At 71.5% G+C, this 17,331-nt stretch carries 16 protein-coding genes; 7 read left to right on the forward strand and 9 right to left on the reverse strand.

Annotation, left to right across the window (positions count from 1 at the left end):
- Positions 1–100: 100 nt before the first annotated feature.
- From mraZ to ACWDNU_RS26655, 5 genes are all read right to left on the reverse strand, one after another.
- Positions 101–532, reverse strand: a complete 432-nt coding sequence (gene mraZ / locus ACWDNU_RS26635; protein WP_009080393.1) for a division/cell wall cluster transcriptional repressor MraZ — start codon at positions 530–532, stop codon at positions 101–103.
- Between the two features lie 617 nt (positions 533–1,149).
- Positions 1,150–1,848, reverse strand: coding sequence for an ESX secretion-associated protein EspG (locus tag ACWDNU_RS26640; RefSeq protein ID WP_449670899.1), 699 nt, complete (start codon positions 1,846–1,848; stop codon positions 1,150–1,152).
- A complete protein-coding gene (locus ACWDNU_RS26645) occupies positions 1,845–2,426 on the reverse strand; it encodes a PE-PGRS family protein (protein WP_449670900.1) in 582 nt (193 codons plus the stop codon). Before ACWDNU_RS26645 ends, ACWDNU_RS26640 begins: the two co-directional genes overlap by 4 nt.
- A gap of 22 nt (positions 2,427–2,448) precedes the next feature.
- The gene (locus ACWDNU_RS26650; protein WP_449670901.1) at positions 2,449–2,994 is read right to left on the reverse strand and encodes a DUF3558 family protein; all 546 of its coding nucleotides are present in this window, start codon (positions 2,992–2,994) and stop codon (positions 2,449–2,451) included.
- Positions 2,987–3,352 carry a hypothetical protein gene (locus tag ACWDNU_RS26655; protein ID WP_182893379.1) on the reverse strand — a complete coding sequence of 122 codons (366 nt, stop codon included), beginning with the start codon at positions 3,350–3,352 and terminating at the stop codon, positions 2,987–2,989. The genes ACWDNU_RS26650 and ACWDNU_RS26655 overlap by 8 nt, the downstream gene beginning before the upstream one ends.
- Before the next feature lie 265 nt (positions 3,353–3,617).
- Between ACWDNU_RS26655 and ACWDNU_RS26660 the strand changes: the two genes are divergently transcribed.
- The 3 genes from ACWDNU_RS26660 to ACWDNU_RS26670 all read left to right on the forward strand — a co-directional run bounded on the left by ACWDNU_RS26660 (position 3,618) and on the right by ACWDNU_RS26670 (position 8,622).
- Positions 3,618–4,682 (forward strand): AAA family ATPase, encoded by a 1,065-nt coding sequence (locus ACWDNU_RS26660; RefSeq protein WP_370935922.1) that lies wholly within the window; start codon positions 3,618–3,620, stop codon positions 4,680–4,682.
- Between the two features lie 33 nt (positions 4,683–4,715).
- Entirely contained in the window at positions 4,716–5,987 is a 1,272-nt protein-coding gene (locus tag ACWDNU_RS26665) for a DUF58 domain-containing protein (protein ID WP_370935921.1), read from the forward strand.
- 76 nt (positions 5,988–6,063) lie between these two features.
- Entirely contained in the window at positions 6,064–8,622 is a 2,559-nt protein-coding gene (locus tag ACWDNU_RS26670; RefSeq protein WP_449670902.1) for a transglutaminase family protein, read from the forward strand.
- Positions 8,623–8,875: 253 nt separating this feature from the next.
- Here ACWDNU_RS26670 and ACWDNU_RS26675 read toward each other — a convergent pair whose 3' ends face one another.
- Positions 8,876–9,817, reverse strand: coding sequence for an alpha/beta hydrolase (locus ACWDNU_RS26675; RefSeq protein ID WP_449670903.1), 942 nt, complete (start codon positions 9,815–9,817; stop codon positions 8,876–8,878).
- A gap of 127 nt (positions 9,818–9,944) precedes the next feature.
- Between ACWDNU_RS26675 and ACWDNU_RS26680 the strand changes: the two genes are divergently transcribed.
- Complete coding sequence (locus tag ACWDNU_RS26680) at positions 9,945–10,598, forward strand: TetR/AcrR family transcriptional regulator (RefSeq protein ID WP_370935918.1); 654 nt, start codon at positions 9,945–9,947, stop codon at positions 10,596–10,598.
- Between the two features lie 659 nt (positions 10,599–11,257).
- Here the strand turns inward: ACWDNU_RS26680 and ACWDNU_RS26685 are convergent.
- From ACWDNU_RS26685 to ACWDNU_RS26695, 3 genes are all read right to left on the reverse strand, one after another.
- A complete protein-coding gene (locus ACWDNU_RS26685) occupies positions 11,258–11,662 on the reverse strand; it encodes a DUF3040 domain-containing protein (RefSeq protein WP_043827044.1) in 405 nt (134 codons plus the stop codon).
- Positions 11,663–12,365: 703 nt separating this feature from the next.
- Complete coding sequence (gene dinB / locus ACWDNU_RS26690; protein WP_449670906.1) at positions 12,366–13,583, reverse strand: DNA polymerase IV; 1,218 nt, start codon at positions 13,581–13,583, stop codon at positions 12,366–12,368.
- Positions 13,584–13,740: 157 nt separating this feature from the next.
- Entirely contained in the window at positions 13,741–14,466 is a 726-nt protein-coding gene (locus ACWDNU_RS26695) for a methyltransferase domain-containing protein (protein ID WP_370935916.1), read from the reverse strand.
- Positions 14,467–14,578: 112 nt separating this feature from the next.
- On the opposite strand from ACWDNU_RS26695, the gene ACWDNU_RS26700 reads away from it, so the two are divergent.
- From ACWDNU_RS26700 to ACWDNU_RS26710, 3 genes are all read left to right on the forward strand, one after another.
- Positions 14,579–15,430, forward strand: coding sequence for a ParA family protein (locus tag ACWDNU_RS26700; protein ID WP_370935915.1), 852 nt, complete (start codon positions 14,579–14,581; stop codon positions 15,428–15,430).
- Positions 15,431–15,433: 3 nt separating this feature from the next.
- On the forward strand, positions 15,434–16,252 hold the full coding sequence (locus ACWDNU_RS26705) for a DNA-formamidopyrimidine glycosylase family protein (RefSeq protein WP_370935914.1): 819 nt from the start codon (positions 15,434–15,436) through the stop codon (positions 16,250–16,252).
- 375 nt (positions 16,253–16,627) lie between these two features.
- Positions 16,628–17,200: a GNAT family N-acetyltransferase gene (locus ACWDNU_RS26710; RefSeq protein ID WP_370935913.1), complete on the forward strand. Its 573-nt coding sequence runs from the start codon at positions 16,628–16,630 to the stop codon at positions 17,198–17,200.
- Positions 17,201–17,331 lie beyond the last annotated feature (131 nt).

A 17,331-nucleotide genomic window follows, 5' to 3' on the forward strand; every position in this document is an offset into this window, starting at 1 on the left:
AAGGTGCGCCAGGGTCAAAGAGCGGACAGAGGCCTCACGGCATCCGCGTCGAACGGCGTACCCGCGTCCCCCGACGACGCAGGTGCGCTGAGGGCGTCTCCTAGAAGACGCCCGGCAGAACTTCCTCCCGAGCCTGTGCGTAGCTGTCCTCGTGTTCGTCCAGGTAGCCCTGCCACGCCTGGGCATCCCAGATCTCGAGCCGGGTGATCGCGCCGATCACCACGCACTCCTTGTTGAGCCCCGCGTACCGGCGCAGCTCCGGCGCGATGGCTACGCGCCCTTGCCCGTCCGGACGTTGCTCGTCCGTCCCGGCGAACAGGTAGCGCTGGTAGGCCCGCACCGCCTCGTTCGTGAACGGGGCTTCGGCGACCTTCCTGGCCATCTGCTCGAACTCGGCACGGGGGAAGACGAAGAGACAGTGGTCCTGCCCCTTGGTGACCATCAGCCCGCCTGCCAAGGCTTCGCGGAACTTCGCGGGCAGCGTGAGCCGCCCTTTGTCGTCCAGCTTCGGGGTGTGGGTGCCGAGGAACACCGGCCTCCACCTCCCTACCGGATCCGGTTGGCTCCCCGCCCGGTTCCGGCTCGGGGGCTCCCTTCCGCCCCACTGGCCACCACCGTACCCCACTTTTCACCACAGTCAACGAGTCTTGCGCGCGTGCCACTCCGTCGAGTGGCGCGTTTGCGCAGGTCACGGAGGTGGGTCCAGGTGGGGGCCGGGTGGGGGGACCGTGGCGAAGATCCCCCGCACCGGGGTCTTCCGCAACCTCGGGACGCGTGAAACGTCCGAGTTTCGGCAGCGTGGGGACCCGTGGTGGGGGTCGGTGGGGGACCCGGTGGGGGCTGGTGGGGAGGCGGGTGGAGCGAGGTGGGGAACCTCGGTGGGGTCTGGTGGGGGGCGCGGTGGGGAGCTCGGCGCGACGGCGCTGCGACGGGCCGGGAGACGAGGCGGGGACGTTGTGGGGAGCCCGATCCGGCTCAGCCGGTGCCGCGGTGGGGGCGAGTGGGGGGCGTTGTGGGGTGCCCGGTGGGGACGGGTGAGGTGCTGCGCCGCGTCCGGTGCGGAGGCGTGGATGCCCGGGTGGGTGCGAGTGGGGAACCGTCCATTGTCGACAGCGGCGGCCCGCGACCGTCCACTTCAGACCGCCCGGATCAGCCGGGCAGCAGCTCCATGACCCGCTCCACGAGCCGCGGGCTGTCGACCGGCGACACCGTCACCCACTCCTGCCCGCCGCGGCCCGGCGAGGACACCGCCGAATACGCCCCGGCGTCCGTGTCGAACCACGTCAGCCCGCCGGTCCGGGTCAGTTTCCCGGCCCGGTCGCGGACGTGGACGGTGAACTGCCCCGCCGCGTACACCGGCCGGGCCTGGATCGCCCGCAGCTCCTCCCCCTGCGCGCCGCCGGGCGGCTCCCCCGCCGCGGGCAGCCGGACGCCGTAGCCGGGACCGGCCGAAAGCTCGGGCAGCACGTCGACGATCGCCGAGGCCAGTTCGCTCTCCCCGATGCTGCGCACGCCGATCGTCCGCGCCGGCTGCACGGCCAGCACCGCGTTCCGGCCCCGGATCGCGGCGACCGCGCGGAAGGGCTCGTCGGCGGTCATGTCCGCGAGCGCCTCGCACTCCACGTACCGGTCCGCGGCCGCCAGCAGCCGCAGGCTGTTCTCCAGTGCGGCGTCGAGCCGGCCGTCGAAGAGGCCGCGTTCGCCGAGGTTCCGGTAGACCTCCGCGCGGATCGCGGACCGGTCGGCGTCGGTCTCCCCGACGCTGCGCACCGCCAGCGGCGCGGGCGGCGCGTCGAGGCCGAGGTCGGCCCAGACGATGTCGAACGCGGACGCCGAGAGGCTGATCAAGCCGGCCCCGCGCCGAGCGGCGGGACCGCCGGGAAACCGCCTTCGGGCACAAGTCCGCGCAACGCCGTGTCCCGGGTGCGCAGGACGTCGATCGCCTTCTGCCGGGCGGCCTCGGCTTCGGCGCGGCGCTCGTCCATGGCGGACGACAGCCCGGCCAGCTGCACCAGGTTCCCGCTCGCGGCGGCGGAACGGATCATCGCCGCCGGGTCGAAGTCCACCGGCGCGGGCATGTCGGCCCGGGCCCGCGCAGCGACCTCGGCCTGTCCCTGCACGGCTTCCCCGACCTTCGCCGACACGACGGAGGTTTCGGCTAGCCAGCCGGACGCTTTGCCGAGCACCGACCGCATCGCGTCGCCGGCGTCGCCCTGCCAGCTCTCCTCGCTGCCCGCGGACAACGCGACCAGCCCGCCGATCGAGTCCTCGAGCCGTTGCGACAGCCCGGCCCACCGCGTGCCCGATTCGCCTGCCGCGGCCGGGTCGTTGCCGTCGACCGCCTGCGCGGCCAGCGCCGCGTGGCTGAACGCTTCGTACCGGGCCGTCGGCTCGGGGGCCGGGGCCTCAGCCGGGGTGTCGGTCACGACTTTCCTCCTCGCACGGGGTTCACGGCAGCTTCGGCTCGAGCAGTCCGGCCACGTCGCTCGCCCGCGAGCAGGCGAGCGCGGAGTCGGCGAAGTTCGCGTTGTTCACGTCGACCTGCACGCTCTGCGCGCCGCCGACGTCGAGCAGCACCGCGCAGGTGCCGCGGCTGCCGGACACCTGCACCGCCTGGTGCGAGCCGACGTCTTTCTTGGCGCGCTTGCCGTCGGAGAGGTCGAGGTTGGCCAGTCCGTTGGTCTCGTCGAGGGTGACGGTGACGCCGAAGGTCGAAGGCACCGTCCAGTCGCAGGCGCGCGCCTCGCCGATCGTCTTCGGCTTGCCCTGCCCGGTGAGCCCGGCCGACGACCGGTCCTGCGGCGAGAGCAGCGTGCACGGGTCGAGCTTGGCCAGCGAAGGAGCCGACGAGGACGGCGGCGCGGGTGCAGGCGGGCCTCCGTCGGCGGGCGCGGCGTGCGAGATGCCGGGCATCCGGCCGCACGAAACCAGCACCGTCAGCCCGGAGAGCGGGAGAAGAAGGAGCGCGGCGCGCGCCGCGAAACGGTCAGCCACCGGTGCAGTCCACGCCTTCGGCGGCTTCGCTGTCCTGGTCGCGGTATTTCTCCAGCGCGCCGCCGATGCGTTTCTTCAGCCCGGCGATCTCTTTCCCGAACGCGGTGAGCTGGTCGACCGCCGAGCCGTCACGGCCGAGGCCGTACTTCGCCATGAACGCGCCGACCTCGCCGGCGTACCCGCCGCCGAGCGGCACCGACCGGCCGAGCACCGCGGCCTCGCGGACCATCTCGCCGACGACGTCCTGCAGTTCGCCCAGCTTCGAATACGTCGCGGACGCCAGCTCGGGCGTGACCGCGAACCGGCCGCCGGACAGTCCCGGGAGCCCGGCTTTCCGTTCCGCCTCGGCCTCGCTCATGCGCGGATGCACCTCTTCCGACGTCGAACCGTGGTCGGGCGACTTCGTTTCGGAGCATACGACAGTGCATACGGTCAGCGGGATCACCTGAAAATGCCTCATAATCACCCGTAAGAAGGAGTGCCGGGGTGGCTGGGCGTCACCATGAAACGATCTCGGGGTTCCGCCGCCCAGTTCTCCCGGGTTTGACACACTGGGGAGAACGCTGGACAAGGCGCGCATCCCCGCCGGTTCGCGTCCAGCTATTGCGCCACCAGGAGGTCGAGTGACGTCGAGAATCCAGTCCGCTTCCCCCGCCGGACCGCACGGAAACGGGTCCGGGCAGCCGCCGTACCCGGCGGTCGAGTCCGCGGACGGGCTGGCGCGGGTCCCGGCGGCCGGCCTCGGCGAACTGCACGACACCGCCCGCCGTATCGCCGCGAACGTGGAACGCGTCCTCGTCGGCAAGCCGGACGTCATCCGGATCGCGCTGGTGACCCTCCTGGCCGAGGGTCACCTGCTCGTCGAGGACGTGCCGGGCGTCGGCAAGACCTCGCTCGCGAAGGCGCTCGCGCGCTCGATCGACTGCACCGTCAGCCGCGTGCAGTTCACTCCCGACCTGCTGCCCAGCGACGTCACCGGCGTCTCCATCTACAACCGGCAGAGCGGCGAGTTCGAATTCCGGCCCGGCCCGGTGTTCGCGAACATCGTGGTGGGCGACGAGATCAACCGGGCCTCGCCGAAGACGCAGTCCGCGCTGCTGGAGTGCATGGAGGAGCACCAGGTCACGGTCGACACGAGCACGTACACGCTCGGCGCGCCGTTCATGGTGATCGCGACGCAGAACCCGATCGAGATGGAGGGCACCTACGCGCTGCCCGAGGCCCAGCGCGACCGGTTCACCGCGCGGGTGTCCATCGGCTACCCCGACCAGCAGGCCGAACTGGCCATGGTCGACGAGCATTCCGGGCACAATCCGCTCGCGGACCTGACCCCGGTGTCCGACGGCGAGACGATGCTGCGGCTGATCGAGACCGTCCGCGGCGTGCACATCGCGCCGGAGGTCCGCCGGTACGCCGTCGACGTCGTGTCGGCGACCCGGCAGGTGCCGGAGATCCGGCTCGGCGCCTCGCCGCGCGCGACGCTGCACCTGGTCCGGGCCGCGCGGGCGCAGGCCGCGCTGTCCGGGCGCGACTACGTGGTGCCCGACGACCTGCACACGGTCGCCGTGCCCGTGCTGGCGCACCGGCTGGTGCTCACCACCGAGGCGCACGCCGCCCGCCGATCGGCGACCGACGTGGTCCGCGCGGTGCTGCACCGCGTTCCCGTCCCCCAGGGCTCGGCCCGCTGAGGCGCGTCCCGCTACCCAAAACAGGGAATCCGCATGCTGCGCGCGCTGTCCGGCCTCACCACCCGAGGCCGTTGCCTCCTCGCCGCCGGGATCGCGGCCGCGGTGTGCTCGCTGGTGCTCAACGAACGCGACCTGCTGCGGGTCGCGGTGTTCGTGGTCGCCCTGCCGCTGCTGGTCGCCGCCTACATCTCGGCCACCCGGCTCCGTCTCGGCGCGGCCAGGACGCTGCGCCCGGACCGGGTGGCGGCGGGCTCGACCGGCGAGGTCGACCTGGAGCTGTGGCGCAGCGGACGGCTGCCCGGCGGCGAGGTGCTGCTGGAGGACGGCGTCCCGTACGCGCTGGGCTCCCGGCCGCGGTTCGTGGTCGAACGGCTGCCGCACGACCGGCGCGTGCTGCTGCGGTATCCGCTGCGGCCGGGCATGCGCGGGATCCAGCAGGTCGGCCCGTTGCGCGCGACGATCACCGACCCGTTCGGGCTGTGCGAGTTCGAGCGGGAGCTGATCGGCCATTCGCGGCTGGTCGTCGTGCCGCGCGTGGTGCCGTTGTGGGGTCTGCCCGGCGGCGCCGGGGCGGGAGCGGGCGACGACGGAAGCGTCCGGCTGCATTCCGGGCAGGGCGAGCCGGACGTGATCGTGCGGCATTACCGCACCGGCGACGACATGCGGAAAGTCCACTGGCGTTCGACCGCGCGCCGCGACGAGATCATGGTCCGCATCGAGGAACGCCCTTGGCGCGGCGGCACAACTGTGTTGCTGGACCACCGCGCGGCGGCGCACCACGGGAGCGGTCCGACGGCGAGCCTGGAGTGGGCGGTGTCGTTCGCCGCTTCGGTGTCGCTGCACCTGCGACGGACCGGGCACCGGGTCCGGCTGGTGACCGAGCACGGCGTCGCCCTCGCGGACTCTCCCGGCGACGGCGGCGAAGGCTACGACAACCTGGTGCTCGACGCGCTGGCCGCACTTCAGCCGGCACACCAGCGAGACGTGACGCTCGGCCACGATCCGGCCGAAGGACAGGAACTGATCGCGATCCTGGGCACGGTGAGCGCGGAATCGGTGCACGAGCTGACCCGGTACCGGGCGCGCGGCGTCCGCAGCCTCGCCGTTCTTTTGGACACCCCGACCTGGGCGGGTTCGGCCTCGCCGGACCACCTCGCCGCGGCGACGAAGGAATCGGCGGAGCTGCTGCGCGGTGCCGGCTGGGGCGTCGTGGTGGCCGGTCCGAAGACGCCGATGCCCGAGGTGTGGGGGCTGCTGTGCCGCGCGGGCACCCACCGGTCGACGGTGATCGGCGGAACGCGATGAGCGCAACGACCATCGTCGTGAGCGGCAATCACGGTTCTCACCGGGATCGCCACTCACGAGTACGCAGGGGGACCCGATGACCACCACCGCTCCCCGCCCGTCCGGCGCGCCGCCGATCCCGCACACCCCCACCCCGCAGCCGACCGATCCGCCGCCCGCGTGGCGGAGCAGCGTGCTGCCGCCGATCGCCGCCGGGCTCGCGACGCTGTGCGCGGCCACGTCGCTGACCAGCGTCGTCTCCGGATGGGCCTGGTTCGGGTACCTCTTCGTGGCCGTCGTGCTCGTCGCGGGCACCGGCCTGGCGCTGCGCTCGCTGCGCGCGCCCACCGTCGTCGCCGGGTTCGGGCAGCTGCTCGTGCTGCTGTTCCTCATCACCGGGGCGTTCACGACGCAGGGCGTCCTCACGATTTTCCCCGGCCCCACCGCTTTCGGCGAACTGCAGGCCACGCTCACCGCGGCGGCCGACCAGATCCGGATCGGCCTCCCGCCGGTCGACAGCACGCAGCCGATCCTGTGTCTGGTCACGATCGCGGTCGGCCTGGTCGCGGTGCTGGTCGACACGCTCGCCGTCGCCGCCGCAGCGCCCGCGGCGACCGGGCTCGTGCTGCTCTGCGTGTACGCGGTGCCCGCGGCGTTGTCGGACGAACTGATGCCGTGGTGGACGTTCGTGCTCGGCGCGGGAGCCTTCGCCTGCCTGCTCGCCCTCGACGGCAACCACCGGCACCGTCGCTGGCGCAACCGCGACGCGCCCGGGTCCGGCAGCATGCTGCGGCTCGCGCAAGCGCCGGTGGCCGTGGTCAGCTCGGCGATCGTGCTCGGCCTGCTGGGCGGCGGGATCACCATGGTCGGGACCGTCGGCAAGATCCCGTTCGGCTCCGGCCCGGGCGGCGACGGCGACGGGACCGGCGGCTTCGGCATCGCGCCGTTCACGCAGCTGCGCGGACTGCTCGACCAGGGCCAGAACACCGAACTGTTCCAGGTGCGCGGCCTCGGCGCGGACCGGCGGCTGATGCGCGCGTTCACCTTGGACACCTACACCCCGAACAAGGGCTGGGGACTGCGCGCCGGCGGCCAGGCGCAGTCCGGCGTGCTCGCGAACAGCACGCTGCCCGCCGCGCCCGGCGACGACGGCACCGGAGTGTCGCGGCAGATCCAGATCCAGCCGACGCGCTGGGTCGACAACTGGCTGCCGGTCTACGGAGCCCCGCGCGCGCTCCGGGGCGTGCCGCCGCAGTGGCTGTACGACCGGGTCAGCGGCTCGGTGTTCACCACGGCGAGCGAACCCGCGCCGGCGTACGTGGAAACCGCGTCGCTGAAGGAGCCGACCGCCGACGAACTGCGGGACGCCGCGCCGAAATCCGACGAGGTGCCCGCGCTGTACACGCGGATCGGCCAGGTCGACCGGCGGGTCTCGGCGCTGACCGACCAGCTCACCGCGGGCAAGACGAACAACTTCGACCGGGCCACCGCGCTGTGGCAGTACTTCAGCGCGCAGAACGGTTTCGTGTACGACACGAAGACCGCCGACGCCACCGACGCCGATGCGCTCGCCGACTTCATCCTCAAGGGAAAACGGGGCTACTGCGAGCAATACGCGTCGGCGATGGCGGTGATGCTGCGGGTCGCGCACATCCCCGCGCGCGTGGCGATCGGCTTCACCCCCGGCGTCACCAAGGGCGACTACCAGTCGATCAGCTCGCAGGACGCGCACGCGTGGGTCGAGGCGTACTTCGGGGACAAGGGCTGGGTCAGCTTCGACCCGACGCCGCTCGCCGACGGACGCGGCATCGTCCCGCCGTACCTCGAGCAGAACACCCACAACCCGCAACAGCCCAACGCGACCGACGACCTCCCGAAGGCCCCGCGCTCGACCGCCCCGTCCACCGGCGCGTCGGCCGACAAGACTCACGACCAGGCCGCTCCCGCCGCGCCCGCGGACACCACTCCGGACGACAGCTGGCTGACCTGGCTCGCCCTGGCCCTGGCCGTCCTCGGCGCCGCGGCCGTCGCGGCGGCTTACTTCCTGCGCCGCCGCCCCCGGCCCGGCTTGACCCCGTCCGGTGTCCCGCCGGGCGCCGCGCCCGACGGCAACGTGCTGGTCAGAAACCCGGTCACCGCACCGACTCCGCTGCACCTGGCCGCCTTGTGGCTGCCGCTGACCGGAGCCGTCCTGCTGGTCGCCGCGCTCGGCCTGCTCGCCGGGACCGTGTCGTGGTGGTTCGCCTTGGTCGTCGTGCTGATCCTGGCGGCGACCGGCGGCCCCGCCGCGATCCGGGACCTGGTGCGCCGCCGCCACCTCCAGACGATCGCGACGCACTCCCCCGGCGCGGCCGACGCGGCGTGGCGCGAGCTGAAGGCCGAATGCGCGGACCGGGACCTGCCGATCGCCGACAGCGACACGGTCCGCGTGGCCGGCGGAAAGATCGCCGAACGCCACCGCCTGGACGAGCCTGGCCGGGAGGCTTTGCGCACCGTGCTGGGCGCGGTGGAACGCAGCTGGTACAGCGACGAACCGGCCCCGGACGCGACGTTGGAGCCTGCCTTCGGGCAGCTGCGGGACAGTCTGCGCCGGACCGCGCCGTTGTCGATGCGGGGCCGGTTGTTCCCCCGGTCAGTGCTTCGCCGACGGCGGTGAACTCGGTTACCGCAGATCGGTGAGGAGTCCAGTGCCTCGGTGAGAGCCGTGGCGTCGGGGCGTCTCGTGATCGGTGGCAAGCTGATTCAGGGTGCGGCTCGGACAGTTCCGAACTTCCCTGGGAGAACAGAAGATCTCCGGCGACGCAGCGCCCTCGATGCGCAAGCCCTCAACGACGGCCGTGCCGCTCTCGCCAGTGCTTTCCCGGCCATCGCGACGCCATGGCCGGGAAAGCGGTGCGGACGCTCCTCCGTCACTCCGCCAGGGCAGCGCGGAGGAACGCGAGGATCTCCGCCTGAGCGGCCTCGGCCTGCGGCTCCACGCCGGGCAGAGTGAGGAACGCGTGCTTCGCGCCCGGGTATTCGGTAAGCCGCACCGAGGTTCCCGCCTCGTGCAGTCGCTCGGCGTAACGGCGGCCGTGGTCGGCGACCGCGTCCTGAGTCGGCACCACCACAAGCGCCGGGGCGAGCCCGCTCAAGTCCTCTGTGGACAGTGGCGAAACGGCGCTGGCGTCGGCTCCCGGCGGGACGGCGAGCCGCCGGAAAAGCTGCAACAGCGGCAGGGCCCGGCTCGGGCGGTACGCGTATTCGGCGATCGAGGGGTAGTCGAACATCGTCTCGGTGACATCCGCGACCGGGTTGACCAGCACTTGCGCTTTGAGTTCCAGCCCGGCGTCCCTGGCGCGGACGGCCGTCAGCGCGCTGATCAGCGCTCCGCAACTCTCCCCGAACACAGCCGCGCGCCCCGAGTCGACGCCCCACTCCGCAGCCTGCCGCACCACGTGGCGAAGCACGTCCCAGCCGTCGTCGGCAGCGTTCGCGAGCGGACTGTCGGCAGCAAGCAGACGGTGTTCGACCGAAACGACGACCGCGGGCAGCCGTGCGGCGAGGTGACTGTTGGTCCAGTCGCACTGCACGGCCGTGCCTACGAAGCCACCGCCGTGGACGTGGACCACCAACGGCAGTCCGGTTCGGTCTCGCGCGGGCCGATAGACCCGCACCGGAAGGTCGCGGCCAGGCAGCGCGATCTCCCGCCGCTCGATCGCGGCATCAGGATGCGGCTCCCCGAGAATCGCCCGCGCCACGCCCGAGGCCCGGAAGCGGTTCTCCGCCTCGCGGTAAACCAGGAGTTCCTCGGTCGTGATCACCGAGAAATCCGGCTCCGGCGGTCGGGTCTCGGCAGCGAGTTCGCTCATGTTTCCTTCTTCCCCAGTCGATGCGCCGGATGCGCCTCGGAGGCAGCCAGCGCTTTATCCTCATTATGCACACACTGTGTGCATCAGCAAGTGCATAGGTTATGCTGGCCCGGACGAGAGGGGCGAGATGACGGGCCGCAGGCGATGGTCGACCGACGAAATCCTGGACACGGCGGCGGACCTGCTGCGCACGAGCGACGCCGAGTCGTTCAGCGTCCGCAAACTCGCCGCGGCGCTCGGGACTGATCCGTCAAGCCTCTACCGGCATTTCCGCAACAAGACCGAACTGCTGCGCGCCGTCGCCGACCGGATTCTCTTGGCCGCCATGGACGGCTACCGCCCCGAAGGCGACTGGAAGCAGCGCATCACCGCACTGAGCCTGCGCCTGCACGCGGCCTTCGGCGAGCAGCCCCAGCTGGCGACAGTGTGGGGCCGCTACGCCTCCGGCGGCACCGGATCCCGGCTGGTCATGGAGGAACTGCTGCAGGCCCTGCGCGCGTCCGGGCTGCCCGACGAGCAGGTCCCGGTGCGCTACCACCGCATCGTGCTTCTCCTGGCCGCGCTGATCGCGTCCGAGGCAGGCATCAGCACCATCACCGCGGAGGAGTACGAACAGGGCCTGGAACAGTTCCGCGTCGCGGTGCTCGGCGCCGATCCCGAACGGTTTCCCGCGTTGGCCTTCTTCGCCCGCGAGGTCCGCCCTCTCGGAGCGGACCGCCACGCTGCGTTCGAAGAAATCCTCGCCGCGCAGCTCGCTCAGATCGAGGCCGAGATTTCCTGATTTCGCGGGCGCGGAGGCGCCGTTCGGGCCGATTGTGTCTGCCCGCAAGTTCCGGGCACCGGAAAGCCCGGGCAGTCCGCCATTTCACGGCACACCGACGCCGCAAACCCAACCAGCACGCCAACTGTTCAGGATTCGGCGAACCGCAACGACCTTCCCGACCGGGCTCGGGCTCGGGCTCGGGCTCGGGCTCGGGCTCGGGCTCGGGCTCGGGCTCGGGCTCGGGCTCGGGCTAGCAAAGCACCTCGCTCAAGCCGAGGTCACCGCAGGGCCGCGCCCGACTAGCCCGGGCCGCCAGCCGAACCGGCGCCCTGAAGCGTTGCCCCAGAACCGTTCCAACGGCAGGCCGGATCCAGCCATCGCACTGCGCGTCGCCGACAGCCGCCCGGCGACGCCGCGCACCCGGCGTCCGGCGTCCGGCGTCCGGCCTCCGGCCTCCGGCCGAGCATCTCCCGAACCGGGAGCGCGTCGAGCCTGCACCGAGCCGAAGCGAACCGGAGCGGAGCGAACCGAAGCCAGCGCAGGCCGAGCACGCGCCTTGCCCGCAGGGCGCAACCCAGCAGTCAGGGAACCCGTGTCCCGCTAACCGGTGCAGTCCGGGCCCGCGCACGAGAATCCGCGCTCCGCCCCGAGGGGAGAAGCGCGGATTCGCCGTCGTGCTATTGGCCTTCGAAGCGCTGGCGGAAACGTTCCTCCATGCGCTGCGTGAAGGAGCTCTTGCGGCCGGATTGCTTCCCCCCGCCGCCTCCGTCGTCATGGCTGTTCTTGCCGCCGCTGTCGCTGTGGCGCAGCGACGTGACGGCCATCATGACCCCGAAGAACATCACGAGGAACCCGAGCACGCTGACCACCGGCACGTCGGCGACCCGCAACACCGGGATCACCACGCCGAGCACCAGCAGCGCAACGCCCACCACGAACAGGGCGATCCCCTGGATGCGCCGACGGCGCGCGGGTCGGCGCAACCGGGTGCCTCGCACCGTGGATGCGAACTTGGGGTCCTCGGCATAGAGCTCGCGCTCGATCTGGTCGAGCAGCCGCTGCTCATGCTCGGAGAGTGGCATCTTTCCTCCTCCGGCACAGCTGTCGCGGGCGCCGGGCCGCGCAACGTCCTGGACCCAACAGCCAACCCCAGGCGGGGTGGCACTGTCCAGGATACGAGCCCCGCGCTCGTCCGACTACCCGATCCCCGATCCTGAAATGATCGAATCGGGGGAAATCCCGCAAGATGCGGGTTGACAGTGCGTTACCGCGACGGAAGTCACCCCCTTCGGCGCAGTCCAGAGCCCCCTGCCGCCCTGTCGGCCTCCCCCGGGCGGGGTCCCTCGTCACGGAGAGAGAGCGTCCTCGCGCCGACCACCCGCCCTGCCGACGCCCCGGCCGGGACGATCTTCCGCCGATCGATACCCTCCGGCATTTATTCACCCGACGACCGCCGAGACCGGCAATCCCCCACCGCACGAACGACCCGACGCCTGTTGACTCAGAGCTACCGGCGAACCCCTATTCCGGACCCTCGCCGCTGACCCCGCACCGGACCCTTATCGCCGACCAAGCTCCCATTCCGGCGAATTCCGCACGAACCTGCCGAGACGGGCAAGCCCGGCAGTGCCGGCACGCCCTGTCGGGAGAAGGCCAGCCGGAATGCGTCGGACAGCGGTGGACGCCCAGCCGACCGACCTTGGCGAACGCCCGGCCGCAGGTGAAGCACGGCTGTCCCGCAAAGACTCGGCAACCAGCCTCACTCCGCCCGAAGAGCAACCAGCCTCACTCCTCCCTTGGAGAAAGCAGCGAAGCCGGCCGAATCGCCGCCGAGCCGAACTTCAGCCTTGCCACGTCCGCCGCCACCTCGGCGTCCCGCCAGCGCGGCTCATCGTTCGCGAACGACAGCTGCTCCCCGCCGTCTCCGGTGTCCAGGCCCTCGACCCGCACCCCGATCAGCCGGACCGCTCCGGTCGGCGCGTGCTCGGTCAGCAGCTCGACCGCCGTGCGGTGGATGTCGCGGGCCACGTCGGTCGCCGAGAGCACGGTGCGCGCCCGGGTGATGGTGCGGAAATCGGCGAACCGCACCTTGATCGACACCGTCCTCCCGCGCAGCTCGCGCGACCGGAGCGTCGCCCCGACCCGTTCGGACAGGCGCAGCAGCTCGAGACTCAGCTCGTCGCGGTTCAGGACGTCGACGTCGAAGGTGTGCTCGGCTCCGATCGACTTCTCCGCCGACTCCGGTTCCACCGCCCGGTCGTCATGGCCGTTCGCCAGCGCCCACAGGTGATCCCCGACGGCCCGGCCCACCGAACGCCGCAGCCGGGCGGGCGGGGTGGCGGCGATGTCCGCGATCGTGTGCCAGCCGTGCTGCCGCAGCTGTTCCTCGGTCCGCTTCCCCACGCCCCACAGCGCCGACACCGGCAGCGGGTGCAGGAACTCCAGCGTCTCGGCGGCGGGGACGATCACCATCCCGTCCGGTTTGGCCATCCCCGACGCCAGTTTCGCCACGAATTTCACCTTCGCGACCCCGACTGAGCACGAGATCCCGTGCTCCGCCTGCACTCGTTCCCGAATCCGCGCCCCCAGCACGCCCGGAGTGGTGCCCAGCCGCCGCAGCGCGCCTCCTACGTCCAGGAACGCCTCGTCCAGGCTCAGCGGCTCGACCAGCGGCGTCAGCTGCCGGAAAATCCCCATGACGCCGCGCGACACCTCGCCGTACAGCCCTGGCGTCGGCTGGATGCACACCAGCTGCGGGCAGAGCCGTTTGGCCGTGGCGAACGGCATGGCCGAGCGCACGCCGAAGCGCCGCGCCGGATAGCTGGCCGCAGCGACGACCGAGCGCGGGCCGCCGCCGGACACGACGACCGGCTGGCCCGCCAGCTCCGGCCGCGTGCGCAGTTCGCACGACACGAAGAAGGCGTCCATGTCCACGTGAAGGATCGAGCAGCCGGTGTCGTCCGGCAGCTCGGTCGCGCCCGTGGTGACGCGGTAGCGGGCCATCCCGCTCGGCAGTTCGGCGTTTCTCCCCACGCCTCCGGACGCTACCTGCCGCCACCGACAATTCCCGGCGCTCGGGCCGCGGCGACCACGCTTACGGGTGGTTCGCGGTCCCGCCAGGACGATTCCCGCACCGCGGCGCGGCTAGGAACTGAGCTGCTCAGCCCCGCCGGGCGATCGCGTGCAACCGGCCCGCGACGTCGCGCAGCGCGGGCACCGCCGAAGCGCTCAGCTCGAACTCCGCCAGCTCGTCCTCGCGGACTCCGCCCGGCACGACGTCCGAGATCACGCGGTCGCCCTGTAGCAGCGTGACCTCCAAGCCGGCGGCCACGAGCGACTCGGTCAGGCCGGAACTGTCGTACCTGCGCAGTACGGTGTCCCCAGCGACAACCCCATCAGAACCTTCCAGCAGCCGCTGCGCCTCGGTGATCCGGCCGGCCAGCGCGCGATGCAGCACGGCCGCGGTGCGGTTGGCCACCAGCACCGACACGGCTCCGCCCGGCGAGACGGCCGTGGCGAGTGCGTCGAGCACCGCGCGCGGGTCGTCCACGACCTCCAGCAGGCCGTGCGCCAGCACCAGGTCCGCCGACCCGGCCGGGACGTGCGCGCCCAGTGCGTCGGAGTCGTCCGCGATCACCGTGATCCGGCCGGAGACGCCCTCTTCCTCGGCGCGCCGGCGCAGCGTCGCGAGCGCGTTCGGGTTCGGTTCGACCACGGTGACCAGGCATCCGGCCGAGGCGAACGGCACCGCCCAGCCGCCGCTCCCGCCGCCGACGTCGACGACGACCGGCTGCTCCACGCCGCGGGCGCGGGCGGCCCGCAGTTCGGCCTCGAGCGCCCGGCGAACAGCGCCCGAACCCCGGGCGGCCACGGTGTCGGTCTTCATGGGCGACAGGGTAATGGCCGCCGGTCACTTGCCGTGACCCGCGTGGGCGCCGCAGCGGCGTTCGCCACCTTCCGCACTACCGCACCGGCGGGCGGCCCGTAGGCTGTGTCGAGTGCACACGGTCGCCGTTCTCAGCCTCAAGGGTGGTGTCGGCAAAACGACGGTCGCGCTCGGTATCGCGTCGGCCGCGCTGCGTAGGGGAACCCGCGCGCTCGTAGCCGACCTCGACCCGCAGGGCAACGCCACCACCTCGCTCGACCCGCCGTTCACCGACGCGACGCTCGCCGACGTGCTCGAGACGCCCGCGCGGGCCGTCCTCGAACGCGCGATCGCGCCCAGCGTGTGGAGCGAGGAGATCGACGTGCTGGTCGGCGCCGAGGAGCTGGAGTCGCTCAACGAACCCGACTCCGACGGCCGCCGCCTGGAAAACCTTTCCCGCGCGCTCGACGAGCTGCACCAGAACCCGTTGCGCGAGGAACCGTACGAGCTGGCGATCATCGACTGCCCGCCGTCGCTGGGCCGGCTCACGAAATCGGCACTCGTGGCGGCCGACAGCGCGCTTATTGTGACTGAGCCCACAATGTACGCGGTCGCGGGCGCCCAGCGCGCGCTCGAAGCGATCGAACGGATCCGCGAGGACAGCAATCCTTCGCTGCGGCCGATCGGCGTGCTGGTGAACAAGCTGCGCGTGCGGTCGTACGAGCACCAGTTCCGGGTCTCGGAGCTGCGCGAGAACTTCGGCTCCCTGGTGATGCCGACCGCGATTCCCGACCGGCTGGCGGTGCAACAGGCCCAGGGCGCGTGCAGCCCGATCCACGAGTGGCATTCCCCTGGCGCACAAGAGATCGCGCTGACCTTCAACATGGTCCTCGCCAAGATCCTGCGCTCCAACCGCGCCGGACGGCACCGCGTGCGCGCCGAGGAAGAAGCCGCGCAGGCGGAAGTGTCGGAAACCGCGGGCTGAACCGTGCCCGAGGGCGACACCGTATTCCTGGCCGGAAAGCTGCTCGACCGCGCGCTCGCCGGGAAAACGTTGGTGCGCGGCCAGTTCCGCCATCCCGAACTGGCCACTGTGGACCTGGCGGGTCGCGAGGTGCACGGCGTCGGCACCGTCGGCAAGCACCTCTTCACGCGCTTCTCCGGCGATCTGACGCTGCACAGCCACCTGCGGATGGACGGCTCGTGGAAGATCCAGCCCGCCGGCGCGAAGTGGGCGATGCCGGCCCATCACGCGCGCGTCGTGCTGATGACCGAGGACGTCCAGGCGATCGGTTTCCGTGTGCACGACCTGAAACTGGTGCCCACCGCCGAGGAACACGACCTCGTCGCCCACCTGGGCCCGGATCTGCTGGATCCACAATGGACAGACGAGCACGCCGCACTGGCCGCCGCCAACCTGGCCGCGAAACCGGACCGCGAACTCGGCGACGCCCTCCTGGACCAGCGGATCATGGCCGGCGTCGGCAACCTGTACAAGTGCGAGATCTCTTTCCTGCTGCGGGTTTCCCCGTGGACCCCAGTGTCCGAAGTGGACCCCGCACGCGCGGTGGCGCTCGCCCGGAAGCTACTGGTCGCCAACGCGTGGCGGCACGAACAAGCCACCACCGGCGACCTCCGCCGCGGCCGCCGCACCTGGGTCTACGAACGCACCCGCCAAGGCTGTTTCCGCTGCGGCGGCGCGCTGCTGGTGCGCGAGCAGGGCGACGGACCGTACCAGCGCCCGACCTGGTGCTGCCCGCGCTGCCAGCCCGGCCCCGTCCCGGCTGACGGACCGCCGCGCAAATGATGTTGCCGTACCGAGAGGTTCGCGGTTAGCGTGGCAGTACACGAGAGAGGAGGTGGTCCTAAGTTGTATTCACACAGGACTCGTGAGGTGGCTGTCCGCTAGCGGATGGCACGTGTTGGGACTTTGAGCAGCGATGCAACAGAGCCACCTTCGGCTCATCGCCTGCTTCACGTGCTGCCTGCTGACGAATACCAGGCAGTCACCGGGTTCCCGGGGTTCTCGAGCACCGGTCCGGCTCGAGCCTGGACGCTGACGGCGTCCAGGAGGCGCCCCGGGAATTTCCATGTCCGCTTCCGGTGTTCGCCGCACGCTGTTCCCCGCGGGCGATCACCGCGGCGGTTCCTGCGCAGCCGCGGAAGTCGCTAGGCTGGGAGGATGCTCAGGCCGGACTACCCGATCAGCACCGAACGCCTGCTCCTCCGCCCCTTCAGGGACGACGATCTCGATGCCCTGAACTCGTTCCAGTCCCGCGCGGACGTCGTCCGCTACCTGTACTGGGGACCGCGCAGCCGCGCGGAATCCGCTGCCGCGCTCGCGAAGCGCGTCCACAGCGCGACGCTGTCGGAGGAAGGCCAGTTCCTCGCCGTCGCCGTGGAACTCGCCGAAACCGGGCAGCTCATCGGCGACCTCAACCTCGAATACCTCAGCGCCGAACACCGCCAAGGCGAGATCGGCTTCGTCTTCCACCCCGACCACCACGGCAAAGGCCTGGCCCTGGAAGCAACGAGAGAAGTCCTGCGGCTCGGCTTCGAAGACCTGGGCCTGCACCGCATCATCGGCCGCTGCGACGGCCGCAACACCGCGTCGGCGTCGCTGATGGAGCGGCTGGGCATGCGGCAGGAAGCACGGCTGCGGGAAAACGAGATCGTCAAAGGCGAATGGACTGATGAGTTGGTCTACGCCATGCTGGAAGACGAGTGGAAAGCCGGAGCCGCCCGGTTGAACTGATCCCCGCGACGGTTGGTTCGCGGATGCCGTTGGGCGGCCGTCTTCAGCCCGTTGTGGTGCTTGTGCACGCGCGCTCGCCTCCGTCCGCTCTGGCAGCTGCCGCAAAGTGGGTTACTCACTGGAAACAACGC

It is taken from the genome of Amycolatopsis sp. NPDC003676 (genome assembly GCF_053587275.1).